The following is a 24,386-nucleotide window of genomic DNA, read 5'->3' as shown; positions in this document are numbered from 1 at the left end:
CAACTGATAAAAAAATACCCTCATGCCCGAATTAGCATCTGTGACGGCCGTTCCGCAGGGAATGGCACCTAAAAAATCTGTACTTTTCTCGCTCACCGAAGACTGGTGGGCCACCATTGTGGGGGGATTGATCCTGCTGGCGATCCTGGTAACCGGCATTGCCAACCCGGACCTGAAATTTGCCACACCAAAGTTTCAGTGGAAAGATGGTGAAACACTTGCCCAAAACGTATTTACCGGTGCTAACCTTTTACTGATAGGCGCTATTGGCCTGGTTTACCTCGTACTTTCCAGCGTGGCCACCTATTACCAGGGAGCGTCCTTCAAAAAATACCTGCCGGGTTTCCTCGTTATTTTCGTGCTGGGGATTTGCTCCCTCATCATTGCGGGTAACGCTACCCTCAACTATTACGGCCTTGAATATGTCATCTTCGCACTGATTATCGGTCTGTTACTGGGCAATGTAGGGCAACCGCCGGCCTGGCTGCGTGAGGCCGCCCGTTCTGAATTCTTTATTAAAACAGGGCTGGTGATCCTCGGTTCCAGCATCCTGTTTGAAAATATTGTGGATGCAGGTCTGCCAGGACTGTTGCAGGCCATCGTGGTGGTAGCCGCCGTATGGTTCTTTTCTATGTGGCTTAGCCGCAAACTGAAGGTAGATGATGAATTCGGCGTTATCCTTGCCTCCGCGGTGTCTATCTGTGGGGTATCGGCTGCAATCGTGGCCAGTGGTGCCATCCAGGGTGATAAGCGCAAGCTCTCTTATGTTACAACACTGGTTTTGCTGGTGGCTATTCCTATGATGGTGCTCCAGCCATGGATCGTAAAGATCTTTGATATTCCGGCCGTAGTAGGAGGGGCCTGGCTGGGCGGTACCCTGGATACTACTGCTTCGGTAGCCGCAGCGGCGCAAATGGTAGGTCCGGAGGCCGTAACCACGGGCGTAATCATCAAATTTTCCCAGAATGTATTGATAGGTGTAGCCGCATTTTTCATCGCTATCTGGTGGAGCTACCGCAGCAAAGATGAAAAAGGTGGTGGGCAAAACCCGGGTCTTAAAGTAGTGTGGGAAAGGTTCCCCAAATTTGTATTAGGCTTTATTGCTGCCTCCCTGTTTTTTTCATTTGTAGTCAGCACTGCCACCGTGAAACAAACGAGCGGAGTGCTTAACAGCCTGCGTACCGTATGGTTTGCACTGGCATTTGTGAGCATCGGTATCGAAGCCCGTTTCAGTGATCTGATGAAGATGGAGGGAGGAAGACCGGCATTGGCCTTTATCGGGGCACAGGTGTTTAATATTCTGTGGACTTTGTTGTGGGCATTTATCCTCTTCGGATACTTATTCAAATAGGGTTATCACAGGATACTGATCGAAATAACTGCTAAAAATATATGTTTAAATAATAAGCCTGTCAGCATTGACAGGCTTATTATGTGATATCTTCCAGACGCTACAGTACATGCTGTTGTTGTTCTTTCAGCTTGTTTTTGCCACGGTTGGTACCGCCCTTACGGCCTATAGCGGCCATATGTTCCCTGTTCCGGCTTACGGCTTCTCCGCCTTTTTTGCCAGCTGCGCGGGCTTCCTCTGAAGTAAACTTGTGTGCAACTCCTTGTTTGTGTGCTGCTCGTCCACCTTCTCTGGATATGGCTCTCTGTTGCTCAGGGTCCATCGATGCGAAACCCCTTTTGCTGTGTCTAGGTTTTTCTACCGCACTATGCTGCGGATTGCCATTGGGAAATGATTGATAAGTCATGTTTTCCATAATGCAATTTTTATAGTGTAGTGAACAAATTATAAGAGTAGGGCTATCAATATTGATGCCATCGACTGGAAGTCAATGCTATAGAGCGTTTGAAGAAATGCCCCACTGTGGTATTAGTGCAATTCATTACACAATACATAGAAATTTCCACACATTCCACACCCGCTTTCCCCGATTTTTTACCCTAAAATGCTCATTATCCGCTGGCTTGCGTTTTGATAGCTATACCTTGTTATCACTTTTTATAACCCATTCAATCTTCTATTATGGCAAAGTATTCGAGCGCTGTTCAGCGGAAGGTGAAAAAAGTAATGCACGAAATGCACGAAGGAAAGCTGAAGAGTGGACGCAGTGGTAAGAAAGTTACTAATCCAAAACAAGCAATTGCCATCGGTATTTCTGAAGCAAGGGAAGAAGGGGCTAAAGCACCGAAAAAACCTGCCTCCCGTAAATCCTCCTCCGGGTCCACCACAAAAAAATCTACTGCAAAAAAATCCACCGCTAAAAAAGCAACTGCTAAAAAAGCTACCGCAAAAAAAACAACAGCAAAAAAATCTACTACCAGGACTGCTGCTTCCCGCAGTAAAACTGCCAAAAAATCCACCGCCAAAAAGGCTACTGGCAGAAAATCCACCGCTAAGGCGGGCACCGCAAAAAAATCTACAAGAGCTACCGCAAAAAAAGCGGCACCCAGAAAAAAAGCAGCTACCCGCAAAAAGGCCAGCAGCCGCAAAAAGATGGCACACGCCTGATTGGTATTTCTCATACTCCTGATCATATACGAAAAAAGACCGGTATCGCATGACACCGGTCTTTTTATATGGCACAGGGCTTGCCCATATAAAGGTATGGAACAGCATCATGTAACAGTTATAATCAATGGTAAGGCATATGGACTTAACATCACGGTTAATGCACAGGAACATGAAACGCTATACGAAGTAGTGCCTGATGTGAAGCCATTTGTATTACAGGATTTTGAGCCGCAAAACCTTCGCTTTACGGCAGATCATACCGATACTGTAGCTGAGCGGGTACGCATTGTGGAAACAGAACAAATCGCCAGAATTATCTGGAACGAAATCCTGAATAAAATGGGTTAACCGCTATCGTTTTTTACCGCCTTATACTGTCAGCCATTTGGCAGTAAAGTACATGCGTTGTACTTTTACATTGCTATGATGGTTACTGACGAAGTTTATAAACGGAAAAACCGCAGGGAACGCATCCTGTTCCTCGTTAAATTATTGGTATATCTCGGTGTAGTATATTTTAACCTGGAACATGCTGCCGTTTACGATAAATTCACCTGGCTTTTCCGCATTACCAATGCCCTTACTTTTTTTCTCGGTGCTAACCTCGTCATCTCGCTGGCATGGCTGGTCATCATCTCCTGGTACACCCGCCGCCGGCTAAATAAACCGGTAGAAAAGGATAACTTCATGCTGGGCCTGAACCGCATCAGCTCTGTACTCAATACCATCTTTGTGCTGCTGTCGATTATGATTCTCTTCGGTATCGACCTGCTAAAATTCGTTACCAGTATCACCATCGTGGCGGCAGCCATCGCACTGCTTTCCAAAGATTATATCACCAATATCATCAATGGCCTCATCATCATGTTTTCCGACCAGCTGTCGCTCGGCGATCATGTGCGGATAGGCGATTTTAAAGGGAAAATACTTGATATCACCCTCATCAACCTCGTGCTGCAAACTGATGATGATGAACAACTCATCGTTCCCAATTCCCTCGTGTTTACCTCCATCATAGTCAACCAGTCCAAACAAAACGTGAAGAAAATCACGATCGAATTTGAACTGGACAGAAAACTGCCTTACACACCGGATCAGCTGGAACATCGTCTGAAAAATTCAATCAACGGCTTCTCTGATCATTACGTGAAAAACAGTTTTCTGCTTCGTACGCTCGATATCAAAAAGGATCACGTGGTATTTAAAGTGCAGGTCATCATCCCTTTTGCGGATAAAACAGTGGAGCAGAGCATCCGCCGCACCCTCAATACAGAAATCATTTCTATCGCTGAAAAGGGCGTTTAACAGGCCATTACACCCGCCGCCTCCAGTTCGGCTACAAATGCATCAATATGGGCATGGGTTACCCCTGGCATGCAGATGATGTGCGACCATCCATTTTCAGACGCCAATTGCCATTTTTCCCGAATCCCGTCTTCCGGGGCAGGAAATACCACCGTCAGTGTATCCGGGTTACGCCAGGCGGCAATGCCGATGGCCTGCAGTCGCCCGGTAGCATAGGCAGCCACTTCCAGGGCGGCCTGTGCACGCGCCGCCAGTCCTTCCGCACCATAACGTTTAAGGGCATACCATAAAAACAATGGTGAATGGCCGTTTCGGGAGCCGGTAATAGTGGTGTCCATAGTGCCAATGTAGGCAACGCTGCGGGCTATACGATCCCGAAACGATTTCTGGGCCACCACCACACCGCAAGGGATGGGTGAGCCGATAAACTTATGGCCGGAAATGGCAATGCTATTGGCGCCATCGGCAAAATCAAACGCTGGTCTGTTCTGAAGGAAGGCGCTGTAACTGCCGGACAGCGCGCCATCGGCATGGATGTAATGCTGCCGTACCGCCATGCGGTCCAATATTCGCCGGATGCGTTTCACATCATCCCGTGCCTCTGTCATGGTGGTGCCAATGTTGGCCAGTATGATTACAGGGAGATGCCGGTGCTGGCTGATCATCGCCTCCAGGTCCTCGTAGTCGATTTCCCCGTTTTCCAGGGTGCGGATAACGATGCCGGGCATATTCAGTAAATGAATGTTCTTTTGTACACTGTAATGCGTGGCAGCACTGTAATACACCATGCCTTTAGGATATAATTCCCGGGCCAGGTATAACCCATACAGATTACCTTCTGAACCGCCATTGGTAACATATCCCCACCAGTCGTTGGCGGGGGCGCGAAACAGCTTCGCAAAAAATTCCACCACATATTTTTCCATCTCCCGCGTACCTACGCTGTAGGTGGATGGTATAAACGGGTCCCCCAGGTTATTCAGCGGGTACTGCAAAAAAGGCATCAGGGGACTATAATCAAAATCCTTGGCTACAGGGTAGCCTAAAAAGTCGGCCGTGCCTGCGGCTACCGCATGCAACAACTCCTCCAGCTGCGTTGTGTCAGCCGGGAGCAATCCAAATCTCCTTTTCATGGTAATTACAGGTGTATGATACTGCGAATGTATTACTATATAATGCTGTGAAGCTACTATTTGTAAATAAGCAGTAAAAATAGGCTATATTTGGGCGTCGGGTAGTTTTTTCATACTGTTTTAGGGAGATGTAAACGCTGCCCGCAGAAAAATTAAACTGCCATGGATACACTCGATCATACGGACAAACGGATTTTACAGCTGCTGCAACAGGATGCAAAGCTCAATACCAAAGAAATTGCGCATCGTATAGGCCTCAGCGTTACACCTACTTACGAACGGCTAAAGAAGATTGAGAAACTGGGGATCATCCGTAATTATGTGACCCTCCTGGACCCTGAAAAGGTGGGAAAAACACTGATGGCCTACTGCAATGTATCCCTGCAGCTGCATTCCCTGCCACTGCTCCGTAAATTCGAAGCCGCCGTTATGAATCTGGAAGAGGTGATGGAATGCTTTCACCTGGCGGGCAACTATGATTACCTGCTCAAAGTAGTGGTGGATGATATGAAAAGCTATCAGTATTTTATTACCCAAAAGCTGGCCACCATCGAAAACATCGCACAGGTGCACAGCTCTTTTGTGATGACGGAAATCAAACATACTACCGCCTTTCAGCTGTAAGGCCTATTTGAGGACACTCATGCCATTGGTGCCGCCGTTTTGTAGTATAAGCGTGTACCCTCTTACGTTAGCATCCGTTTCTTCTGACAGTGGTACGGTAAAGGAGAAACTGCTGCCACTGCCCGGCGTACTGTGGAACCAGATGCGCCCGTGGTTGCGCTCCACAAAATCTTTGGATAGATGTAAGCCAAGCCCGCAGCCTTTTTCATTGCGGGTGCCGTTGGTAGAGTAGTAGATGTTGGAAAAAATGCGATGCTGATTCTCCATTGGTATGCCGGTACCGTTGTCCCGTACCATCACCTCCACAGCCGTTTTATCAATTCGCGCACTTACGGTGATCCGGCCGCCACCGGGTGTAAACTTAATAGCATTGTTGATCAGGTTACGTAACACCATCCGGATCATCTCCGGATCGGCATATACCAGCACGGCGCCATTGATTTCATGATGAAGCATCACGTCTTTCTGTCGCGCCAGCGTTTGCAGCAACTCAAACTCCTGGTTCAGCAGCAGCGTTAAATCAAAATCATCTGCCCTTACGCCAATGCCCTTCATCTGGTTACTGGCCCATTGCAACATATTATCCATCATATAGGCCGTGTTTTTTACATCTCTCCAAAGCTCATCGGTATAATAGCGAAACTGCTCCGGCTCAATCTTTTCATCTTTCAATAAGAACAACAAACCTTCCAGTATCGCCAGGGGCGAGCGTAAATCGTGGCTGATAACGGAAAATATTTTGTCCTTCACCTGATTCAGACTTTCCAGCGTAGTATTTTGTTCCAGTATAATATGGTTCTGTAAGGATACTTCCTGGTTTTTGCTGTTGAGCGCCCGCGTAAGCACCTGCTGACGCTTGTACATACGGTAAAGGATAAACGTTATCATCAGCAGGATTACAAACAGCAGGGCAGCCGACAGTACAAGTATACGCTGCTGCTGAATGGTAGCCAGGTGAATCTGTTGTTCCTTTTTCAACAGCACGTTTTCCTGCTGCTTTTTTTCTGCTTCATATTTTTCCTGTGACCTGGATATTTGCCGGCTCTTTTCCAGGTTGAAGAAGCCCATATTACGGTCCGTAAAGGCTTTGAAGTGTTCGAACGCCGCCTGGTAGTCCTTGCGGGCACTATCCAGTTCATACCTGATCTTGTAATAGATCATATCATTTTTCACGTTCTTCAGCGTGCTGTTCACCTCGTATGCGTGTGTCAGGTTCTTTTCCGCATCCGTAAAATTACCCATGAAGGTTTGCACTTCGGCCAGGTTGAGGCTGGATTTTACAATGCCCAGCTGGTTATCCGCGTCATGATAGCATTCAGACGACAGCTCATGGTAACGCAACGCATCAGGGAGGCGCCGCTGCAGCATAGACACCAGTCCCAGGTTTTCGTACGTATAGGCTAGTCCGCGCCGGTCATTCAGGGAGATTTTTATTTCTTCGGCCTGGCGCAGGTAGAGCAGGGCGGAATCAAGTATATGTAACGCCAGGTAGGCAGATCCGATGTTATTGAGGGTTTTACTGATTTCAGAGGCTTCTTTAAATTTCTTTTTGATTACCAGTGATTTGTGAAGGTAGATCAATGCATCTCTCGGACTGTTTTGTTCCGTAAAGATGTTGCCCATATCGTTATATAAAATGCTGAGTGTATGTTCGTCATTCATGGATTCGGCCAGCTTTAAAGAGCTGAGCGTAAGTTGCATCTGTTTATCCAGGTTGCCACGGGTGTTTTCTACCAGTGCCAGGTTGCGTTGTGCCCATATTTTTCCCTTGGAGTAGTTGAGGCGCTGACTGATCTCTAAAGCTTCTACGGCATATTTTTCTGCGATCACCGGGTTCTTTGTAAAATAACTTCTGGAAGTGGTGTTCAACAGGTCGGCTCTGGCCTGATCCGGCTCGGGATGCTGATGCAGGGCTGTTTCCAGACTATCGGTAGCTGGGGACTGCGCACGAACGGCAGGCGCAAGCATTACCAGGTACAGGGGGATCATCAGGCATCTTCTCAAAGGATTGGCCGGTAGCATAGCAAGAGATTAATTTTGGCAGATGAAGGACCGGTTTGGGGCGTGTCCTACGTAAAATTGAGATAAAAATAATCATAATACGTGACCAAACAAAACGGATTTCCCAATTGATGGCCCCGCCGGGAAATTTTCCGGCCTGATACATTGATATCCAATTACGTTTGTATTTTGCAAAAAATTTAACCTGCAACATGGCTGTTAAGAAAAGTGCGGCACTGGGCTTTATCTTCGTTACCCTGCTGATCGACGTTATTGGATTCGGGATTATCATTCCCGTGATGCCTAAGTTAATCGAAACCCTTACTGGTGAAGGGCTTAGCGGCGCATCCTGGTGGTCTGGCTGGCTCACTTTTGCCTATGCCATTACCCAGTTTTTTATGGCACCGGTAGTGGGTGCGCTCAGCGATGCATATGGCCGCCGCCCGGTATTGCTATCCTGCCTGGCCGCCTTTTGCCTCGATTATATTTTCCTGGCCTGGGCACCTAATATCGCCTTGTTGTTTGTAGGAAGAATAATAGCAGGAGCCACCGGCGCGAGCATGAGTACCGGTACAGCCTATATTGCGGATATCAGCACACCTGAAAAACGCGCACAAAACTTTGGGCTGATTGGTGTGGCCTTTGGTCTGGGATTTATTATAGGTCCGGGTTTAGGTGGTGCACTCAGTCACTGGGGACCCAGAGTACCTTTCCTGGCTGCCGCTGGCCTCACGCTCCTCAATTTCCTGTATGGGCTTTTCGTATTGCCGGAATCGTTAGCGCCTGAAAACAGGCGTCCCTTCCAGTTGTCGAGAGCTAATCCCTTTGGAGCACTTAACCAGTTACGTAAATATCCGGTCATCTCCGGCCTTATCTTCTCCCTGTTACTGATATACATAGCCAACTTTGCGGTACAATCCACCTGGGCATTTTTTACCATGGAAAAATTCAAGTGGACAGAGCAGTGGGTAGGCTACTCGCTGATGTTCGTAGGACTGATGGTGGCCCTCGTGCAGGGTGGACTGATCAGGATCATTATTCCAAAAATAGGCGCCAAACGCTCCGTGATAATAGGCCTGGCATTATATGCACTGGGTATGGCCTTATTTGCCTTTGCCGGCAAAGGATGGCAAATGTTCGTATACCTGGTGCCATATTGCCTGGGCGGTATCTGCGGACCTGCATTGCAGGGTATTATGAGTAACCAGGTGCCACCAACGGAACAGGGCGAGCTGCAGGGTGCCATGACATCCCTCGTGAGTTTGACCATGATCTTCGGACCGCTGATGATGACCAGCATCTTCACTTTCTTCACCAAAGCATCCGCCCCGGTTTATTTTCCGGGGGCACCGTTTCTTACCGGCAGCCTGCTGTTGATACCGAGTATCATACTGGCAATCGTTTCTTTTAAGAAAACGCATGCACCGGCATCTTCCTAAAAATAGCCGGTTCAATTTGCTGCATGTTTCGAATTCCTGTTACATTTGCAAACTATGTTCAGAAGAATTTTTGCTGCGGCTATATTGATAGGAACGGTTATCAGTGCTAATGCCCAACAGGACACTGTGGTTAAACGGGAGCGTCCGTTATTTGGTACACAGGACACGGTATTGCGTAAACGAAGTTTCTTTCCGTTACCCGTACTGGGTTATTCCCAGGAAAAAGGGCTGGAAATAGGAGCGGCCATGCTGTACTCTTTTTATACAGATAATAAAAACCCGCATCCGCTTACGCGCAACTCTACTATCAATCTTATTCCGAGTATCACTACGGAAAACCAGTACAAAATAGATCTTAAAACAAATATCTGGACCAGGGCCAACCTATGGCATTTCAAAAGCAACTTCCGGTATCATGATTTCCCCATGTATTTTTATGGTTTGGGAGATACTACGCACGCTTCAGACAAGTCCCTGTTAAATAACACCCGTTATAAGTTTCAGGTAGAAGCAGAACGCCGCCTGAGCGGTAATTTTTACGTAGGGGCTACGGCGTTATACCAAAACGATACTTATAGCAGCGAAGATCATAAAGGGATATACGAAACCATGCCGCTGATCGGCAAAACCGGCGGCCATGTAACATTTGTAGGTCTTACCGGTATTTTCGACAACCGCGATAACCAGAACTACACCCGCAAGGGCACCTGGCTTAAACTTAATGTATCCTTCGCACCCAAATTCCTCAGCTCCGAAGAGCTGACCCGCATCGAAGCACAGGGTACACAGTTTTTCTCTTTCGGCAGAAAAAGCACTATTGGGTTTAACGGATATTTTAACACCATCCAGGGCAGCCAGATTCCTTTTTACCAACTGTCTGAAATGGGGAATGATATGATCATGCGCGGCTACTACACGGGCAGGTACCGGGATCAGAACTACCTGGCCCTGCAAACGGAATACCGCTACCTGATCGACCCGAAGATCCGTATCAAAATATGGTTTGTAGACCTGCATCCGAAATTTGCCCTGGCAGCATTTGCCGGTACAGGTACTGTTTATAAAAACAAGGATTTTCATTTCGACGGTTTTAAGCCCAGCTATGGAGGAGGTATTCGTTGGTTCTACGATGAAAGCTCCAAACTTACCATTCGTATAGACTATGCCGTAGGAGAGAAGCGCCCCGGTGAAAGTCGGCAGAGTGGTTTCTATCTTTCTCTGGCTGAAGCGTTTTAATTCGCCAAATTATCAGGATAGGTCGCTTGTTATGTGCTAACTATTGAGTAACTTTCAATAGGCTGCAAAATGGTTGCAGTCCAAAACACATCACCAAAACCATGTTTATGAAGCGACCCATCCTGTTATCAGCAATGGCCCTCATGCTGGCTGCTACTAGTACCCTCTATGCGCAGGACAAATCTTCCCGCCCTCCGCATTCAAAATTTTACCTTAAAGTTGCCGGTGGATATTTCTTCAGTATCACACCCGGTCAATTTCCGAATGTAGGCCCATACCCGCCGCAGGATTTACATACAGAATACAATCCCGCTAACGCCAATCCGTTTGATACCGTGAGTCGCAAAGTGCTGACCGGTTCCTACGGCCAGGGTGTCCGTGGGGGACTCAGCTTTGGGTATAATATCAACAAGTACATCGCCATTGAAGGAACCTTCAACTATTTTCATAGCTCCAAAAACCTGATGACCCGCACCCTCACCACCGTGGTAGGTTCCGGGCAGGTGTTAGGGAGTATTACCTCACGCGGACACGTAAACGCGGTGGACTTCGCACCCAGCTTTGTGTTTAGTCCCGGCCTGGAAAAAGTGAATCCATATGTACGATTTGGTGTGGTGCTGCCGCTCTGGGGCCGCCTGTATATAGAAACAGATGCGCTGCAAACCTCCAACCCACCTGCGGGTCTGCCGCTGCCTCCGGGTACCCTGGTAAAAACAGTGATTCACCGCGAAGAAGAAATCAAACCTAATATCACCTTTGGTATGCAGGGCGCATTAGGGGTGAGCTTTAATGTATCCTCCCGCTTCGATGTTTTCGTGGAAGCTGAATACCGCAACGTACCGGTAAAAAGCAAAAGTAAAGAAGTCACTAAATACAGTGAAACCAATACCGCCATTAATGGCAGCACCGGCGCGGAGTTACAGGTGCTCAGCACCCGCGGCCTTGGCGACCTGAGCGTAGCTGAAAAAAATACGGACTACGTTACCACGCTCGACAGAAGTTCCAATACGGAAGTAAAAAAGCAGGGTACTAAAACATTCTATAAAGATGATAATGCCCCTGCCAATGACCTGAAATCATATATTAATATTGGTGGTATGGGCTTTAATGCCGGCCTTAAATTCAGGCTGTAAGCACCGCCTGGCAATAATTGGAAAAAGCGAATGCGCAGCAGCGCGTTCGCTTTTTTTTAGTGGTAATGGTTAGCGAAAAGCTGACGCCATTAGCTGCCTCGCACGGTGTGCTGCAACACTTCCGGATCACAACCACGGCAAATGCAAATGCTGGCGCCGCGCGCAGCGCGGTCCCCCGGGGATGACACCGAAGGGGGCATCCCCTCAAACAAATCTCAAAAAACTCCCGTGAAAGGGGTATAGTTTATCTAAACTTTTGTTTATATATTAGTGGGGTATCCATCAAACCCTACGAGCAATGAAAAAAATCTACCTACTCAGCGTGGGCCTGCTATGTGCCCAGCTATCTATGTCCCAAACCAGAAAAGTCCTGTTATTAGGCATCGACGGTTGTCGCCACGATGCAGTAGTAGCTGCAAATGCCCCTACACTGGACTCCCTCATCGCCACCTCCGTGTACAGCTTCGACGCACTAACGGAAACGCCTACCTGGAGCGGCGTTGGCTGGAGCGCCATGCTAACCGGCGTTTGGAGAAACAAAACCGGCGTAGTCGATAACTCCTATTCCGGCTCCAGCTACACTGTGTACAAGTCCTTCCTGGAACGGGTGGAAAACGTAACGCCTGCGCGCCGCACAGTATCTGTGGTGCACTGGACGCCAATCAACACATACGTAGTCAATAACATCGACTCGGAAGTTAACGTAGCCACCGACCTGGACGTGAAAAACAGCGCCGTGGCGGAACTCACGAACAACAACCCTGACGTGCTTTTTGTAGACTTCGACGACGTGGATCATGCGGGACACTCCTACGGATTCGGCCCTGGTGTCTCCCAATATATCAGTGCAATACAAACCACTGATACCTACATTAAAAGCATACTGGCAGCGCTGAAAAGCCGCCCCAATTATGCCAATGAAGACTGGCTGGTAGCTGTTACTACGGACCATGGCGGCAATATGGCCGGCCATGGCGGCAGCTCCTTTGACGAAAGAAATATCTTCTCCGTATTTTCCAACAGTAATTTCACGCCAGCGCAAATTTCGAAACAGGTAGTGAGCTTTAACATGGGCGGCCAATACCTTTCCTTCGATAATGGGGCTTATGTCCAAACCGCTGCCGCACCTTATAACTTCGGCACCTCCACTGATTTTACCATAGAATGCCGGGTGAAACTAACCGCCGGCTTCACGGGTGATCCGGCTATCATCGCCAATAAAAACTGGGCCAATGGCCTCAACAAAGGGTTTATATTATCTGCCGTTAGCGGCAATTCCTGGAAGGTGAACATCGGCGATGGCAGCCACCGGGTAGACTTGAACGGCAACATCATTGCAGATGGCCGCTGGCACCACCTCGCCATCGTTTGCAAACGCAATGGCAACATCAGCATGTACGAAGATGGTACACTGGTAAGCAGCAAAAGTATGACTACCATCGGCGACATCAGCAGTAGTCTGCCCCTGGCAATAGGGCAGGACGGTACCCTTTCCTATGGCTACCACCCCAACGGTAATATCGCTGAAGTGCGTATCTGGAACAAAGCCCTGGCGGAATCAGAACTGATCACCTGGATGTCGCAACCCGTTACCAGCAGCCACCCCTCCTGGAGTAACCTGCTCACTTATTTTAAAGGCAATGAAGGCAGTGGCAGCACCTGGACCAACACCAAATCATCCGGCAGCGGCACTATAACGGGAACGCCTGTATGGCAGGGTGCCGCCGCTCAACCTGCGGCCCTGAACTTTGCCGCCGCCTATGCCAAACCGGTAAATGCACTCAGCTATCAGTTTGATACCGGCGATTTTACCATGGAATGTAAAGTGAAAGTGGCCAACTGGTCCGGTGATCCGGCCATCCTCGCGGATAAAAACTGGGCCAGCGGCATCAATAAGGGCTATGTGCTGGCACTCACATCCAGTGGCTGGAAAGTAAACATCGGCGATGGTACCAACAGGGTAGACCTGAACGGTGGCAGCCTGGGAACCAACACCTGGCATCACCTGGCGTTTACGGTGAGTCGCAGCGGTAACCTCATTACCTACCTCGACGGGGTGCAAACCGGTACCACCTCCATGGCCGCCGTGAAAAAAAGCATTGCCTCCGGGCTGCCGTTTGCCATCGGCCAGGACGGTACTTTGGTGTATGGCTATGCATTTCAGGGAAATATTTCGGATGTTAGAATATGGAATAAAGTGCTGACTGGTACGGTGATCAACTCCTGGAAAAATACCGCCATCAACACTTCTCATCCGGACTATGCCAGCCTGGTTGGTTACTGGCCGGCGCATGAAGGCAGCGGCAGCACACTGCTGGACGGCCTGGGTGCCGGCAATAATGCAGCCGTTACCGGAACCGCTACCTGGCAATCACCCGCACCTGATACCACCTTCACCTATGGTGTATTCAACAACACACCACGACAGGTAGATATGGCCGTTAGCTGTCTCGATTTCCTAGGGATTAATATCGATACGGCCTGGCGACTGGACGGCCGCAGCTGGATACCACCAGTTTCCCCCCTCGCAGCCAGCAACGCTAAACCGGTAACTACAACAGCATCTATGCTAACGGTAGCGCCAAATCCGGTTGGTAAATCAATGCGGGTGAATGTAGAAACGAAAAAGGAAGAGGCAGCATTATTAGTGTTATATAACCTGCAACGCCAGCCGGTGAAAGTCTATCGGCAGCAACTGCGCAAAGGTAAGCAACAGTTGACACTGGAGGTGCCGCAGCTGCCTGCAGGCCTGTATTTCCTGGATTTGCAGACGAGTGGGGCGCATCAGGCAACAAAGGTCTTTATTCAGCAATAAATGAACGGGAGCCACCTTTGATGGCTCCCGTTCTCAATCCTTCTCTGCCATCGGCAGAGAAGGATTGATTTAATAAGCACTCGCTTTATTCAGCGCATCCAAATCCTGCTGATCCAGCGTCAACTGCACCCCTTTAATTAACTCCTGCAACTGTGCCGTACTGGTAGCACTGGCAATAGGCGCTGCAATAGCAGGGCGGGTGAGGAGCCAGGCCAGTGAAATGGCCGATTGCGTCACGGCATATTTTTTTGCGCAGTTATCCAGCGCTTCCAGAATCCTGATGCCGCGTGCACTCAGGTAACTCAGTGCTTTCTGACCACGGGCGCTGCTTTTATTTATATCTGCTTCGGAGCGGTATTTTCCACTTAAAAAACCACTTGCCAGTGAGTAATAGTTGATCACCCCAATATTTGCCTTTAGGCAGATGTCAGCGTACTGTTGTTCGTATTTTTCGCGGTCATATAAGTTATATTCCGGCTGGAACGTTTGGTAGCGCGGTAATCCATGCTGATCGCTCGCGCGCAGACTCGCCAGTAACCTGGAAGCCGTCATGTTGGACGCGCCAATGCTGCGGATCTTGCCGGCTTTGATCAGTTCATCATAAGCCTCCAAAGTTTCTTCCACCGGCGTATTTTCATTATCGTAATGGGTTTGATAAAGGTCTATGTAATCCGTTTGAAGGCGCTGCAATGAGTCTTCCACACGTTTACGGATATATGATTTTGATACGTTAATGCCTTCGCCCATATCCGCACCTACTTTGGTGGCAATAATCACTTTGCTGCGCGTACCTCGGGCCTTCATCCACTTGCCAATTATAGTTTCAGATTCACCGCCCTTGTTACCAGGTACCCAGCGGGAATAAACATCCGCCGTGTCTACCAGGTTAAAGCCCTGCGCTGCAAATTCATCCAGCAAATCGAAAGAGGTTTGCTGATCGGCCGACCAGCCAAATACATTTCCGCCAAAGGCCAGCGGCGCTACTTCCAGTCCTGAGTTTCCTAATTTACGTTTTTCCATATCAAAGCATTTAAATTTATTCCAGTTGAGCTTCCCTCTAATTTAATTAAATTTGGGCGTTTATACGAATACATATGACGCTTAATATATCCGCTGCGGACTTCGCACACATCACTTCCACGTATGGTAAAATAAATGGGAGCTCCATCCTGGATGCCCGTGAAAATGTAACCCACGAAATCTTTCCGGACAAGGTGGTGATCGGTACCAATTTCACCAACTTCGCTACTTACCAGCTGTACTTTACAGATGATACGCTGCATGTACATAAATATGCGTTGGAAGATGTAAATGCTGATAACGCAAAAATGGTTCCGGATGAGATGTCGGAAGAAGATCAGGAAGAACTCCAAAGCAGATGGGACACCCTCGTTCAGGATATCAAAGCCACCGAAAAGCTGCAGCAGAGCGGTAATGCAAGACAAACCCTGGCACAGCTATACCTGGATATTTTTGATGAAGACACCGCCGCTGCCTTAACGGATGAACTGCCGGCCTTTGTAAAACCTACCCCACACGCTGTTTGGGAGGAATTAGCTGTGTCCCTGCAAAACAGTGGTAACCTTGCTGAGTTTGAATGGTCCGACCTTACCGATACCGGCATCTACGCACTCAATGAACTCGAACCCCTGCAGCTGGAGGGCATCATCCTGGAAGTGCCTACAGAAGAAGAGTATGACGACATCGTATCAGCCGATGATTTTGCGCAGGCATCTATTGATTTCGTAAACAAACAACTGGAAGAAACTGAGCTCCGCATTGTAGCACTGGGACCGGTGCTGGACGAATACCAGGCATTCACCTGTATCTCTACTGCAGACGACAGACTGGCCCGTGCCGCAAAAAAACTCCGCGCACTTTGCCTTGTATATCTCTACTAAATCATTAAAATCGAATTAAATATTACCAACGGTATAAAGTGTTGGACAAACTTTTAATAACTTAACGGTTCATAATTCCATAGGGTTGTGAAAGTTGTTGTTAGGTTAGCTATAATATTTGTCCTTGCTGTAATACTTTTGCCGTCCGGCAAAGGAGGCACTATGGCTGTGCGTGGCGGAAAGATCCCGGCACTCACCGCCAGTCTGCTTTCCCAGCACCCCTTTGTAGCCCCCAACATCAAGCGCGAAAAATATAAGTCTTCTCTTACCAGACATAAACGCCGCCCTGTAGGTCTGAACGACTACAGCGATCATCCTTGCAATATCAGTTGCATTACACTGAAAGATCGCTTTATCTATGTAGTTCATACCACCGGATTTCTGCGCGCATGCTACCATGAAGTATTCACCCCGCTTCGTAGCTGGAGAGGCCCGCCTGTAGCCTGATCCATATCATTTCAATTGTAATTTCTTTTTCAGTAATCTAACGATTTTATGAACGTACATAACTTCGTGAAGCATTGCTGTGCGATATGCCTTTGCCTGCTAATCGCCAGTGGTACCTTCGCGCAACAGCCAGCGGACAGCTTTTCGCTGCACATGGCTATATCCCGCACGCTACAAAATTATCCGGCCATACAGGCCAAAGAGGCACAGATAAAATCAGGCGAGGCTAACCTGACAGATGTGAAACATGACTGGTACCCGGCTCTCCGCGTACATGAACAGCTGGACGTAGGCACGGACAACAGTATCTATGGCTCCTATTTTACAATGGGCATGATCCCCTCTACCTCCGGTGGCATCCGCGAAGCAAATAATAACCAGCTTATGAGCGGCAATATCGCCATGGCACAAATGCAATGGGAGGTATACAACTTCGGCGCATTTGCCAGTCGCATACAGGCGGCCCACGCAGCACTCAACACACGTAAATCGGACCTCGCCAATACCAGCAACCAGCTTACTATCGCTATCATTCAGGATTATCTTGAACTACTGCGATTAACTGCTTTGCAAAAGATAACAACCGATAATATCCTGCGCACGGAAGCCATCCAACGCGCCGTAAACGCTACGGTAAAATATGGCCTGAAACCAGGGGTCGACAGCGCCGTGGCAGCGGCAGAGCTGTCGAAAGCGCGCTTAAACCTGCTGGAAGTTAACGCACAATTTAACCGGCTCCGGATTGAATTAGCCGCCTTCACAGGAATTGATACGGCACGCATTGCCGCTGATACATTAAATGAGTTAAAGCTTGGAGGCCTGCTCGCACGCTTTGTCCCGCAGCAAACCGTCGCCGCACAGCATCCGTTACTGCAATTCTATCATTCGCAATACGAGCAACAGAAAGCACTGGAAACAGTGATCCGCAGAGCCAATCTGCCGAAAGTAAACGTGATGGCAGCCGGCTGGATGCGCGGCTCCAGCGGGGAATTCAATGACTACTATAATAAAAACCTCTGGAGTGGATTAGGATATAAAAGATACAATTACCTGTTGGGCCTTGGTATCACCTATAACCTCACCGACCTGAAACGCACCCGCGAAAAAGTAGCAACACAGCGCTATACCGCCGATGCTGCTGCTAAGGAACAGGAAACCATGGCCGTGAAATTGAAGCAGTCGCTGGATGAAGCACAGTCAGATATTGCCATCGCGCAACAACGCCTGGCTGAAATTCCTGCACAGTTACAGGCTGCACAAGCCGCTGCGATTCAAAAAACAGCGCTCTACAAAGCCGGGCTCACCAACATTATTGAAGTGACCAATGCACTGTTCCTGCTGAACAGAGCTGAAACCGATATGATCCAGGCCCGCGACGCCGCCTGGAAGGCCTTGTTCAGGGCTGCTTACGCCGGAAATACCTTACAGGAACTGTTACCGGAATTACACTAACCTTTAACTGTGATTATTATGTCATTAGTGACTTCAGCATTAAAAAAGCCGGTTGCCGTGGTGATCATCACCACCGGTGTACTGTTGTTTGCCCTGCTGTCGGTATTCAAAATACCGATCGACATCTTTCCAAAACTCAACCTCCCCACAATATATGTGATAGAGCCGTATGGGGGCATGTCCGCCAAACAGATGGAAGGATTTTTTTCCACCCGCCTTCAGGACCAGTTCCTTTACGTGAACGGCGTGAAAAATATTACCAGCAGAAATATTCAGGGGCTCACCATGCTTAAACTTACTTTTTATGAAAGTACCGATATGGCGGAAGCCTCTGCACAGGTGGCTTTGCAGGTAAACCGTGCCATGAAGTTTTTCCCGCCGGGAGCATTGCCGCCGCAGGTGGTGCGCTTCGATGCCTCCTCCCTGCCGGTAGGGCAGCTGGTACTTAGTAGTCCCACCCGCACACTCAAAGAAATGGCCGACCTGGCCGGAACGCGTATCCGGCCCATGTTTTCTACAGTGCCAGGACTCTCGGCGCCACCGCCGTTTGGTGCCAATTCCCGCTCCGTGGTGGTGAGTGTGGACCCGCAAAAGCTCCGCAGCTTCAACCTCTCTGCCGACCAGGTGGTGGAAGCGATTGCGAAGAATAATGTAATGACGCCATCGGGGAACATCCGCATCAACAACACCATGTATGTGACCACGCTGAACAGCCTGGAAAAGGAAGTGGCCGACTTCGGTGATATCCCCATTGCCAGCAATGGTAACGCCAATATTTTCATCAAAGATGTAGCCCGCGTTACCGATGGGTCGGACGTAACGGTGGACTATGCCCTGGTTAACGGGAATCGCTCTGTATATATTCCGGTAGTAAAAACAGCTGATGCCAGCACCTGGGACGTGGTGAAAACCCTGAAACAACGTATCCCCGAAATGCAGTCCCTGCTGCCGGACGATGTAAAACTCAGCTATGAATTTGACCAGTCGGTATTCGTGATCAATGCCGTTAAAAGTTTGATGACAGAAGGGATATTAGGTGCCCTGCTCACAGGTTTGATGGTGCTGCTATTCCTCAAAGACCTGCGTAGTTGCCTTGTGGTGGTAGTGACTATACCGGTGGCCATTATGGCGGCTGTATTATTCCTGCACCTGAGCGGGCAAACCATCAACATCATGACCCTGAGTGGGCTGGCACTGGCCATCGGTATCCTCGTGGATCAGGCCACGGTAACGATCGAAAATATTCACCAGCATCTTGAATTAGGGAAGTCAAAAAAACAGGCGATTTATGATGCCTGTGAAGAAATATCATTTCCGCTACTGCTGATCCTGCTCTGTATCCTCGCAGTGTTCGCACCCTCCTTTATTATGACGGGTGTACCGAAAGCCATGTTCCTGCCGCTGGCGCTGAGCATAGGTTTTGCGATGATCGCTTCCTACTTTGCCGCACAAACCCTGGTGCCGGTAATTGCTAACTGGTGGCTTAAAGCTGAAAAGTACCAGCATGCACAACATAGTCTCGCATTGGATGAAGAAGAGGTGGACGAAATTCAGGAGCAGGTAGCCTATGAAACCTCGCACGCTGCTGAGCTCAAAGGCTTCGAACGATTTAAGGTAGGCTTCATGAACCTGCTCGACAGATGGAAATCCCGTGCCGGCCTCATTATGGGTGCTTACCTGGTGCTCGCGCTGGCCGTTGCCGGTGGCTGCTACTGGTATATCGGAAAGGACCTGATGCCGCACGTAAATGGTAACCAGTTCCAGCTGCGCCTTCGCGAGCCGGATGGTACCAGGCTGGAAAGAACGGAAGCAAAAGTACATCAGTTGCTTAGCTTAATTGATGAAACTACCAATGGGCATGTAGCCATCAGCTCCGCGTACGTAGGCCTTATTCCCAGCAGTTATGGTACCAGTAACCTCTATATTTTTAACAGTGGTACCCACGAGGCTGTACTGCAGGTAAACCTGGATGAGGCATATAAGGTAGATATGGATGAGCTGAAAGAAACGCTGCGAAGCAAGGTGGACAGCCTGTTTCCGAAATCACGCATTTCTTTTGAACCCATTGACCTCACAGAAAAAATTATGAGTCAGGGCGCCAATAATCCGATTGAGGTGAGGGTTGCCGGAAAGGATATTAAGCAGATCGAGGATTATGCAAAAAAGATCGTTACCAACCTGCAACAGGTGTCCTTTCTGCGTGATGTACAGATTGCACAGCCCCTGCATTTTCCGGTGATCAACATCAACATTGACCGTTTTAAACTGGCGCAGATGGGGCTGGACATCAGCCAGGTAGCCCGTTCCATTACTGCATCCACTTCTTCCAGCAGGTTTACAGAAAAAAACCAGTGGCTGGATGAAAAGGTGGCTTATACCTACCAGGTACAGGTGCAGGTGCCGGAATATAACATGACTTCTTTGTCGGACCTCAGGGAGATTCCGTTGGTAAAGGGCCAGGCACGGCCAGTACTTTCTGATGTAGCCACTTTTAGTATGGGGGAGATGCCAGGGCAGCTGGACAGGTCAGGGCCGCGTAGATTCGTTACCGTTAGTGCTAATATTCACAAGATGGACCTGGCTACGGCTACACAGGCAGTACAAAAAGCTATCGATGATGCAGGAGCGCCGCCTAAAGGATTAAAAACAGAAGTAAAGGGAGCCAGCAGTCTGCTGGTGGAAACGCTGGATAGTTTACAGTCCGGACTAATGATTGCCGTGCTGGTGATTTTCCTGCTGCTGGCAGCTAACTACCAGTCCATGCGCATATCGCTGGTGGTACTCACCACGGTGCCTGCAGTAATAGCAGGATCATTAATCGCATTGTTGCTGACGGGTGCTACACTTAACCTGCAATCTTATATGGGCATGATTATGTCCACCGGGGTTTCTGTGGCCAATGCCATCCTGATTGTAACCAATGCGGAAAAATTGCGGCTGGAATACCGCGATGCCGGCAAGGCAGCGGTGGTGAGTGCAGGTATTCGCCTGCGGCCAATATTGATGACGAGCCTGGCTATGATAGCGGGCATGATACCGATGGCTTCCGGCCTGGGTGAAGCCGGGGACCAAACGGCGCCGCTGGGCCGCGCCGTCATTGGTGGTCTCATCGCTTCTACGCTGGCCGCATTGCTGATACTACCACTGATTTACGCCTGGGCACAGCGGAAGGCTGCCTATGAATCACCTTCGCTGATGCCGACAGAAAAGAAAGTTTCTCATTCAACTAAAAATAATGTTCATGCAACCATATAAATTATTTAGCTCCCTGCTATTTTCCGGATCGATAGTATTCTTAGGCGCCTGCCACAGTACATCACCTCAGGTAAAATCCAACCGGCATAAGGCAAAGCAATATCAACTGGCCACCGTGGTTAAACAGCCATTGGCGTCTTCCATACAATTACCTGGTGCATTGGAAGCATTTGAAAAAGTGAGTATTTATCCGCGGATCAGCGGCTTCATTAAAACAGTAGCGGTAGACAGAGGTAGTCGCGTAAAGAAGGGACAATTGCTGTTGCAACTGGAAGCACCCGAAGTGATGCAGCAGTATTTTGCTGCGCAGTCGCGCTACCACCAGGCGGCCGCTTTGTTTGCTGCCAGCAAGGATAACTACGAGCGTATGCTGGCCACCAGTGCTACGCCGGGTACCATTGCAGCGCACGACCTGGAAATGTCCAGGGCAAAAATGATGGCCGACAGTGCCTTGATGAATACCGAGCGCTCCAATCTGGCTGCATCTGCGGCCATGAAAGATTATCTTACCGTGACCGCTCCCTTTGATGGAGTAATTACAGAGCGTAACATACATCCCGGTGCATTGGTAGGACCTGCAACTAAATCCGACGATAAGCCGATGCTGATGCTGGAACAGGAAGATAAGCTCAGGCTTGTATTACAGGTGCCTGAAATTTTAAGTGCGCAGTTGCAAGAAGGGGCTGTGGTGACCTTTAAGGTGAATGCTATGCCAGGCCAGAATTTTCAGGGAAAAATATCCAGACAGGCCGGCACGCTGAATAATAAATACAGGTCAGAAGCTGTAGAAATTGATGTGCAAAATGTTAATCATCGGTTAAAACCGGGCATGTATACCGAGGTGAATATACCGGTGAGCGGTTCTTCAGGGGCCATGGTGGTTCCTGCAACAGCAGTGGTAGCATCTACCGAAAAAAAATATGTGGTATTGGTAAAAGATAAAAAAACAAAATGGATTGATATACAGGAAGGCAATCACCACAATGATTCAACAGAAATTTTCGGGCTGTTGCAGCCGGGGGATCAGGTAGTTGAAAATGCAACGGATGATATTCGTGAAGGAGAAACAATTAATTAGCACTGCTGTAAAAACCGGCCGTCCCGAAGAATCGGGACGGCTTTTCTGCTAACTGTTCCGTCTATATTGATTTTTTTAAGTTCCAATTGAAAAAAGGGAACGATAACATCCACCTAGTAATCAATAACGGATTTTACCTGTTGTTAATCGAAAAAATATCTTTGCGTCATTTTCCAATGACGGTTTTATGTCTTTAAATAAGTTCAAGGATTGTTGTAGAATTCAGATTGATCGGGTAGGGGCCGACTTTTTCTTTGCTATAAGCTTATTTATATTTTAATAACACCAGCTAAAATAAAATTGTTCTCTTTGTGGAAAGAAAAAAAATTAAAGTTTAAATAGTTCCATTACTCCCAGTGCCAGCATCTGTACGCCGATCACAGCCAATATTAAACCCATCATTTTTGTGATCACCATCATTACATTGGTACCGATCACATTAACGATCTTATTGCCTGCAAGAAACAGCAGATAGGTGATATAACAAATCAATGCGTATACGCCCATTACTATGGCAAGGTGATATACATCCTTGGCTGCGGAGTAGCTCATGGCAGTGGTGATGGTACCGGGGCCTGCCAGCAGTGGCATTGCCAGCGGGGTAATGGCAGCACTGATACCATGATCTGCTTTAACGGGCTGATCGCCCAGTTTAGGGTTATTTTTCTCTTCATCTTTTCCACGCACCATCTCATATCCAATTACAAAAACAAGGATGCCTCCTGTAACACGGAGGGCTGCGAGGGTAATGCCAAATACATGGAAAATCAGTTTACCCGCCACACTGAATACTGCGATAATACAAAATGCAATCAGTACCGATTTGGTAGCGATATTCCTTCGTTGCGGCTTATCCATGTTGGACGTCAGCTCCAGAAATACCGGTATGGAAGAAATGGGATTCACAATTGCAAATAGTCCCATAAATACGGTGGTGGCAAAAGCAAAATAATTATCAAATATTTCCCTCATAACAGCAATATAGGAATTTTATATTATGTAGAGAAGAATGAATTGCGGCAGGTGCGTTAGCCCCGGAGTCGCGGCAGCTGCCAGTTATAACGGAGGCTTACCAATCGTATGGCGACTATAACGGCAACGGCTATACTCTGAATAAAATCTGCATCAGCATTATAGTAGGTGCCGGCAACATAAATGGTTCCGCCTGCAATGGAGGCTGCTGCATAAATTTCACGGGTAAATAAGATCGGTTGTTCACCGGAAATCACATCACGCAGTAATCCGCCAAAGGTACCGGTGATAGCGCCCAGTGCCACGCATATGGGCATAGGAAGCCCGGCAGCTATACCTTTGTTGATACCCGTTACGGTAAACATAGCAAGACCAATGGCATCAAATACTGTGAGCCACTGATGTAATCTTTTTACATAGGAGAAAAATAAAGCAGCGATGATGGCAGCAACGATAATGGCCGTGTTGCTCAACTCATCCTGCATCCACGCTACAGGCGTAGCGCCAATCAGCAGGTCCCTGATGGTTCCTCCGCCTATCGCCGTTACAAACGACAGGGTGAGCAAACCAATAACATCATATGATTTGTTGATAGCGGCGGTGGCGCCGGATATGGCAAAAGCAAATGTTCCCAGTAATTCCAGGACGTTAATGTAAGAAAGATGCATCCGCTGTTCTAAGATTTAGCTGCAAGTTATAGAATAGTCAAATAACAGCGGAAATGTTTTAACAATCAATAATCATAGTCGTACTCGCCACGCAGGGTACGTTCAATTTGATCCTGCAGTCCGCTGCTGAATCCTTCTACTTCAATTTTAGGATGGTTGTCGAGGTTAATACGGAAATGACCTTTTTCCTGGATCAGCAGATCGTAAATATCTTCCAGCAAAGCATAGAGCAGCTTCTTGGTGTTCTCGGCAATCTGCGCCAGAAATGAATCTTCCAGTTGTACAAATTCGCGGTTTTTGTAAGACAGTGTAACTTGAATCATAACTTATTATGGTTTTTCTAACAGGATAATAATTTTGTCTGGTGTCATCAGTAAAAGCCTTGCCCGAAGGCACAACCTCCTGA

The 24,386-nt window shown here is 48.3% G+C and carries 21 protein-coding genes; 14 read left to right on the top strand and 7 right to left on the bottom strand.

What is annotated here, in order from left to right:
* Positions 1-22: 22 nt before the first annotated feature.
* Positions 23-1,351, top strand: a complete 1,329-nt coding sequence (locus BUB18_RS10220) for a YeiH family protein (protein ID WP_083549690.1) — start codon at positions 23-25, stop codon at positions 1,349-1,351.
* 100 nt (positions 1,352-1,451) lie between these two features.
* Here BUB18_RS10220 and BUB18_RS10215 read toward each other — a convergent pair whose 3' ends face one another.
* On the bottom strand, positions 1,452-1,766 hold the full coding sequence (locus BUB18_RS10215; RefSeq protein WP_218376076.1) for a KGG domain-containing protein: 315 nt from the start codon (positions 1,764-1,766) through the stop codon (positions 1,452-1,454).
* A 266-nt stretch (positions 1,767-2,032) separates the two neighbouring features.
* Between BUB18_RS10215 and BUB18_RS29965 the strand changes: the two genes are divergently transcribed.
* From BUB18_RS29965 to BUB18_RS10200, 3 genes are all read left to right on the top strand, one after another.
* A complete protein-coding gene (locus BUB18_RS29965; protein WP_073080387.1) occupies positions 2,033-2,518 on the top strand; it encodes a DUF6496 domain-containing protein in 486 nt (161 codons plus the stop codon).
* A gap of 96 nt (positions 2,519-2,614) precedes the next feature.
* Positions 2,615-2,869, top strand: a complete 255-nt coding sequence (locus BUB18_RS10205; RefSeq protein ID WP_143159892.1) for a hypothetical protein — start codon at positions 2,615-2,617, stop codon at positions 2,867-2,869.
* A 75-nt stretch (positions 2,870-2,944) separates the two neighbouring features.
* Positions 2,945-3,826, top strand: coding sequence for a mechanosensitive ion channel family protein (locus BUB18_RS10200; protein WP_083549689.1), 882 nt, complete (start codon positions 2,945-2,947; stop codon positions 3,824-3,826).
* On the opposite strand, the gene BUB18_RS10195 is transcribed toward BUB18_RS10200, so the two are convergent.
* Positions 3,823-4,959 carry a histidine decarboxylase gene (locus tag BUB18_RS10195; protein WP_073080384.1) on the bottom strand — a complete coding sequence of 379 codons (1,137 nt, stop codon included), beginning with the start codon at positions 4,957-4,959 and terminating at the stop codon, positions 3,823-3,825. The two genes, BUB18_RS10200 and BUB18_RS10195, sit on opposite strands and share 4 nt — an antisense overlap.
* Positions 4,960-5,121: 162 nt before the next feature.
* On the opposite strand from BUB18_RS10195, the gene BUB18_RS10190 reads away from it, so the two are divergent.
* Positions 5,122-5,583 carry an Lrp/AsnC family transcriptional regulator gene (locus BUB18_RS10190; protein WP_073080382.1) on the top strand — a complete coding sequence of 154 codons (462 nt, stop codon included), beginning with the start codon at positions 5,122-5,124 and terminating at the stop codon, positions 5,581-5,583.
* Positions 5,584-5,586: 3 nt separating this feature from the next.
* Here the strand turns inward: BUB18_RS10190 and BUB18_RS10185 are convergent, their stop codons facing one another.
* Positions 5,587-7,605 carry a tetratricopeptide repeat-containing sensor histidine kinase gene (locus tag BUB18_RS10185; protein ID WP_073080380.1) on the bottom strand — a complete coding sequence of 673 codons (2,019 nt, stop codon included), beginning with the start codon at positions 7,603-7,605 and terminating at the stop codon, positions 5,587-5,589.
* Positions 7,606-7,796: 191 nt separating this feature from the next.
* Between BUB18_RS10185 and BUB18_RS10180 the strand changes: the two genes are divergently transcribed.
* The 4 genes from BUB18_RS10180 to BUB18_RS10165 all read left to right on the top strand — a co-directional run bounded on the left by BUB18_RS10180 (position 7,797) and on the right by BUB18_RS10165 (position 14,207).
* Entirely contained in the window at positions 7,797-9,023 is a 1,227-nt protein-coding gene (locus BUB18_RS10180) for a TCR/Tet family MFS transporter (RefSeq protein ID WP_073080378.1), read from the top strand.
* 54 nt (positions 9,024-9,077) lie between these two features.
* Complete coding sequence (locus tag BUB18_RS10175) at positions 9,078-10,259, top strand: BamA/TamA family outer membrane protein (protein WP_073080377.1); 1,182 nt, start codon at positions 9,078-9,080, stop codon at positions 10,257-10,259.
* A 107-nt stretch (positions 10,260-10,366) separates the two neighbouring features.
* Positions 10,367-11,392 carry an outer membrane beta-barrel protein gene (locus BUB18_RS10170; RefSeq protein ID WP_178372109.1) on the top strand — a complete coding sequence of 342 codons (1,026 nt, stop codon included), beginning with the start codon at positions 10,367-10,369 and terminating at the stop codon, positions 11,390-11,392.
* Positions 11,393-11,690: 298 nt separating this feature from the next.
* Positions 11,691-14,207 (top strand): LamG-like jellyroll fold domain-containing protein, encoded by a 2,517-nt coding sequence (locus BUB18_RS10165; RefSeq protein ID WP_073080373.1) that lies wholly within the window; start codon positions 11,691-11,693, stop codon positions 14,205-14,207.
* Positions 14,208-14,276: 69 nt separating this feature from the next.
* Here BUB18_RS10165 and BUB18_RS10160 read toward each other — a convergent pair whose 3' ends face one another.
* Positions 14,277-15,227, bottom strand: a complete 951-nt coding sequence (locus tag BUB18_RS10160; protein ID WP_073080372.1) for an aldo/keto reductase — start codon at positions 15,225-15,227, stop codon at positions 14,277-14,279.
* 74 nt (positions 15,228-15,301) lie between these two features.
* Here BUB18_RS10160 and BUB18_RS10155 point away from each other — a divergent pair, with 74 nt between their 5' ends.
* The 5 genes from BUB18_RS10155 (at position 15,302) to BUB18_RS10135 (ending at position 22,340) form a co-directional block, all read left to right on the top strand.
* Positions 15,302-16,108 (top strand): DUF6630 family protein, encoded by an 807-nt coding sequence (locus tag BUB18_RS10155; RefSeq protein ID WP_073080370.1) that lies wholly within the window; start codon positions 15,302-15,304, stop codon positions 16,106-16,108.
* A 162-nt stretch (positions 16,109-16,270) separates the two neighbouring features.
* The gene (locus BUB18_RS29350) at positions 16,271-16,555 is read left to right on the top strand and encodes a hypothetical protein (RefSeq protein ID WP_143159891.1); all 285 of its coding nucleotides are present in this window, start codon (positions 16,271-16,273) and stop codon (positions 16,553-16,555) included.
* A 48-nt stretch (positions 16,556-16,603) separates the two neighbouring features.
* Positions 16,604-18,007 carry a TolC family protein gene (locus tag BUB18_RS10145; protein WP_073080367.1) on the top strand — a complete coding sequence of 468 codons (1,404 nt, stop codon included), beginning with the start codon at positions 16,604-16,606 and terminating at the stop codon, positions 18,005-18,007.
* Between the two features lie 18 nt (positions 18,008-18,025).
* Positions 18,026-21,262: an efflux RND transporter permease subunit gene (locus tag BUB18_RS10140; protein ID WP_073080365.1), complete on the top strand. Its 3,237-nt coding sequence runs from the start codon at positions 18,026-18,028 to the stop codon at positions 21,260-21,262.
* Positions 21,249-22,340, top strand: a complete 1,092-nt coding sequence (locus tag BUB18_RS10135; protein WP_073080364.1) for an efflux RND transporter periplasmic adaptor subunit — start codon at positions 21,249-21,251, stop codon at positions 22,338-22,340. The genes BUB18_RS10140 and BUB18_RS10135 overlap by 14 nt, the downstream gene beginning before the upstream one ends.
* Positions 22,341-22,667: 327 nt before the next feature.
* Here the strand turns inward: BUB18_RS10135 and BUB18_RS10130 are convergent, their stop codons facing one another.
* From BUB18_RS10130 to BUB18_RS10120, 3 genes are all read right to left on the bottom strand, one after another.
* Positions 22,668-23,312: a MarC family protein gene (locus tag BUB18_RS10130; RefSeq protein WP_073080362.1), complete on the bottom strand. Its 645-nt coding sequence runs from the start codon at positions 23,310-23,312 to the stop codon at positions 22,668-22,670.
* Positions 23,313-23,368: 56 nt separating this feature from the next.
* Positions 23,369-23,980 carry a trimeric intracellular cation channel family protein gene (locus tag BUB18_RS10125; protein ID WP_073080360.1) on the bottom strand — a complete coding sequence of 204 codons (612 nt, stop codon included), beginning with the start codon at positions 23,978-23,980 and terminating at the stop codon, positions 23,369-23,371.
* Between the two features lie 65 nt (positions 23,981-24,045).
* Positions 24,046-24,303 (bottom strand): hypothetical protein, encoded by a 258-nt coding sequence (locus tag BUB18_RS10120; RefSeq protein WP_073080358.1) that lies wholly within the window; start codon positions 24,301-24,303, stop codon positions 24,046-24,048.
* Between the last annotated feature and the right edge of the window lie 83 nt (positions 24,304-24,386).

It is taken from the genome of Chitinophaga jiangningensis, assembly GCF_900142605.1.
In the GTDB taxonomy this organism is placed as follows: domain Bacteria; phylum Bacteroidota; class Bacteroidia; order Chitinophagales; family Chitinophagaceae; genus Chitinophaga; species Chitinophaga jiangningensis.
The sequence above is the reverse complement of the archived record's forward strand: the minus strand, read 5'-3'. Positions and strand labels throughout refer to the sequence as shown.

Bases quoted from the DNA above. Each gene is read 5' to 3' on its own strand.
- BUB18_RS10220 (WP_083549690.1), top strand. From the start codon at position 23: ATGCCCGAATTAGCATCTGTGACGGCCGTTCCGCAGGGAATGGCACCT.
- BUB18_RS10215 (WP_218376076.1), bottom strand. From the start codon at position 1,766: ATGGAAAACATGACTTATCAATCATTTCCCAATGGCAATCCGCAGCAT.
- BUB18_RS29965 (WP_073080387.1), top strand. From the start codon at position 2,033: ATGGCAAAGTATTCGAGCGCTGTTCAGCGGAAGGTGAAAAAAGTAATG.
- BUB18_RS10205 (WP_143159892.1), top strand. From the start codon at position 2,615: ATGGAACAGCATCATGTAACAGTTATAATCAATGGTAAGGCATATGGA.
- BUB18_RS10200 (WP_083549689.1), top strand. From the start codon at position 2,945: ATGATGGTTACTGACGAAGTTTATAAACGGAAAAACCGCAGGGAACGC.
- BUB18_RS10195 (WP_073080384.1), bottom strand. From the start codon at position 4,959: ATGAAAAGGAGATTTGGATTGCTCCCGGCTGACACAACGCAGCTGGAG.
- BUB18_RS10190 (WP_073080382.1), top strand. From the start codon at position 5,122: ATGGATACACTCGATCATACGGACAAACGGATTTTACAGCTGCTGCAA.
- BUB18_RS10185 (WP_073080380.1), bottom strand. From the start codon at position 7,605: ATGCTACCGGCCAATCCTTTGAGAAGATGCCTGATGATCCCCCTGTAC.
- BUB18_RS10180 (WP_073080378.1), top strand. From the start codon at position 7,797: ATGGCTGTTAAGAAAAGTGCGGCACTGGGCTTTATCTTCGTTACCCTG.
- BUB18_RS10175 (WP_073080377.1), top strand. From the start codon at position 9,078: ATGTTCAGAAGAATTTTTGCTGCGGCTATATTGATAGGAACGGTTATC.
- BUB18_RS10170 (WP_178372109.1), top strand. From the start codon at position 10,367: ATGAAGCGACCCATCCTGTTATCAGCAATGGCCCTCATGCTGGCTGCT.
- BUB18_RS10165 (WP_073080373.1), top strand. From the start codon at position 11,691: ATGAAAAAAATCTACCTACTCAGCGTGGGCCTGCTATGTGCCCAGCTA.
- BUB18_RS10160 (WP_073080372.1), bottom strand. From the start codon at position 15,227: ATGGAAAAACGTAAATTAGGAAACTCAGGACTGGAAGTAGCGCCGCTG.
- BUB18_RS10155 (WP_073080370.1), top strand. From the start codon at position 15,302: ATGACGCTTAATATATCCGCTGCGGACTTCGCACACATCACTTCCACG.
- BUB18_RS29350 (WP_143159891.1), top strand. From the start codon at position 16,271: ATGGCTGTGCGTGGCGGAAAGATCCCGGCACTCACCGCCAGTCTGCTT.
- BUB18_RS10145 (WP_073080367.1), top strand. From the start codon at position 16,604: ATGAACGTACATAACTTCGTGAAGCATTGCTGTGCGATATGCCTTTGC.
- BUB18_RS10140 (WP_073080365.1), top strand. From the start codon at position 18,026: ATGTCATTAGTGACTTCAGCATTAAAAAAGCCGGTTGCCGTGGTGATC.
- BUB18_RS10135 (WP_073080364.1), top strand. From the start codon at position 21,249: ATGCAACCATATAAATTATTTAGCTCCCTGCTATTTTCCGGATCGATA.
- BUB18_RS10130 (WP_073080362.1), bottom strand. From the start codon at position 23,312: ATGAGGGAAATATTTGATAATTATTTTGCTTTTGCCACCACCGTATTT.
- BUB18_RS10125 (WP_073080360.1), bottom strand. From the start codon at position 23,980: ATGCATCTTTCTTACATTAACGTCCTGGAATTACTGGGAACATTTGCT.
- BUB18_RS10120 (WP_073080358.1), bottom strand. From the start codon at position 24,303: ATGATTCAAGTTACACTGTCTTACAAAAACCGCGAATTTGTACAACTG.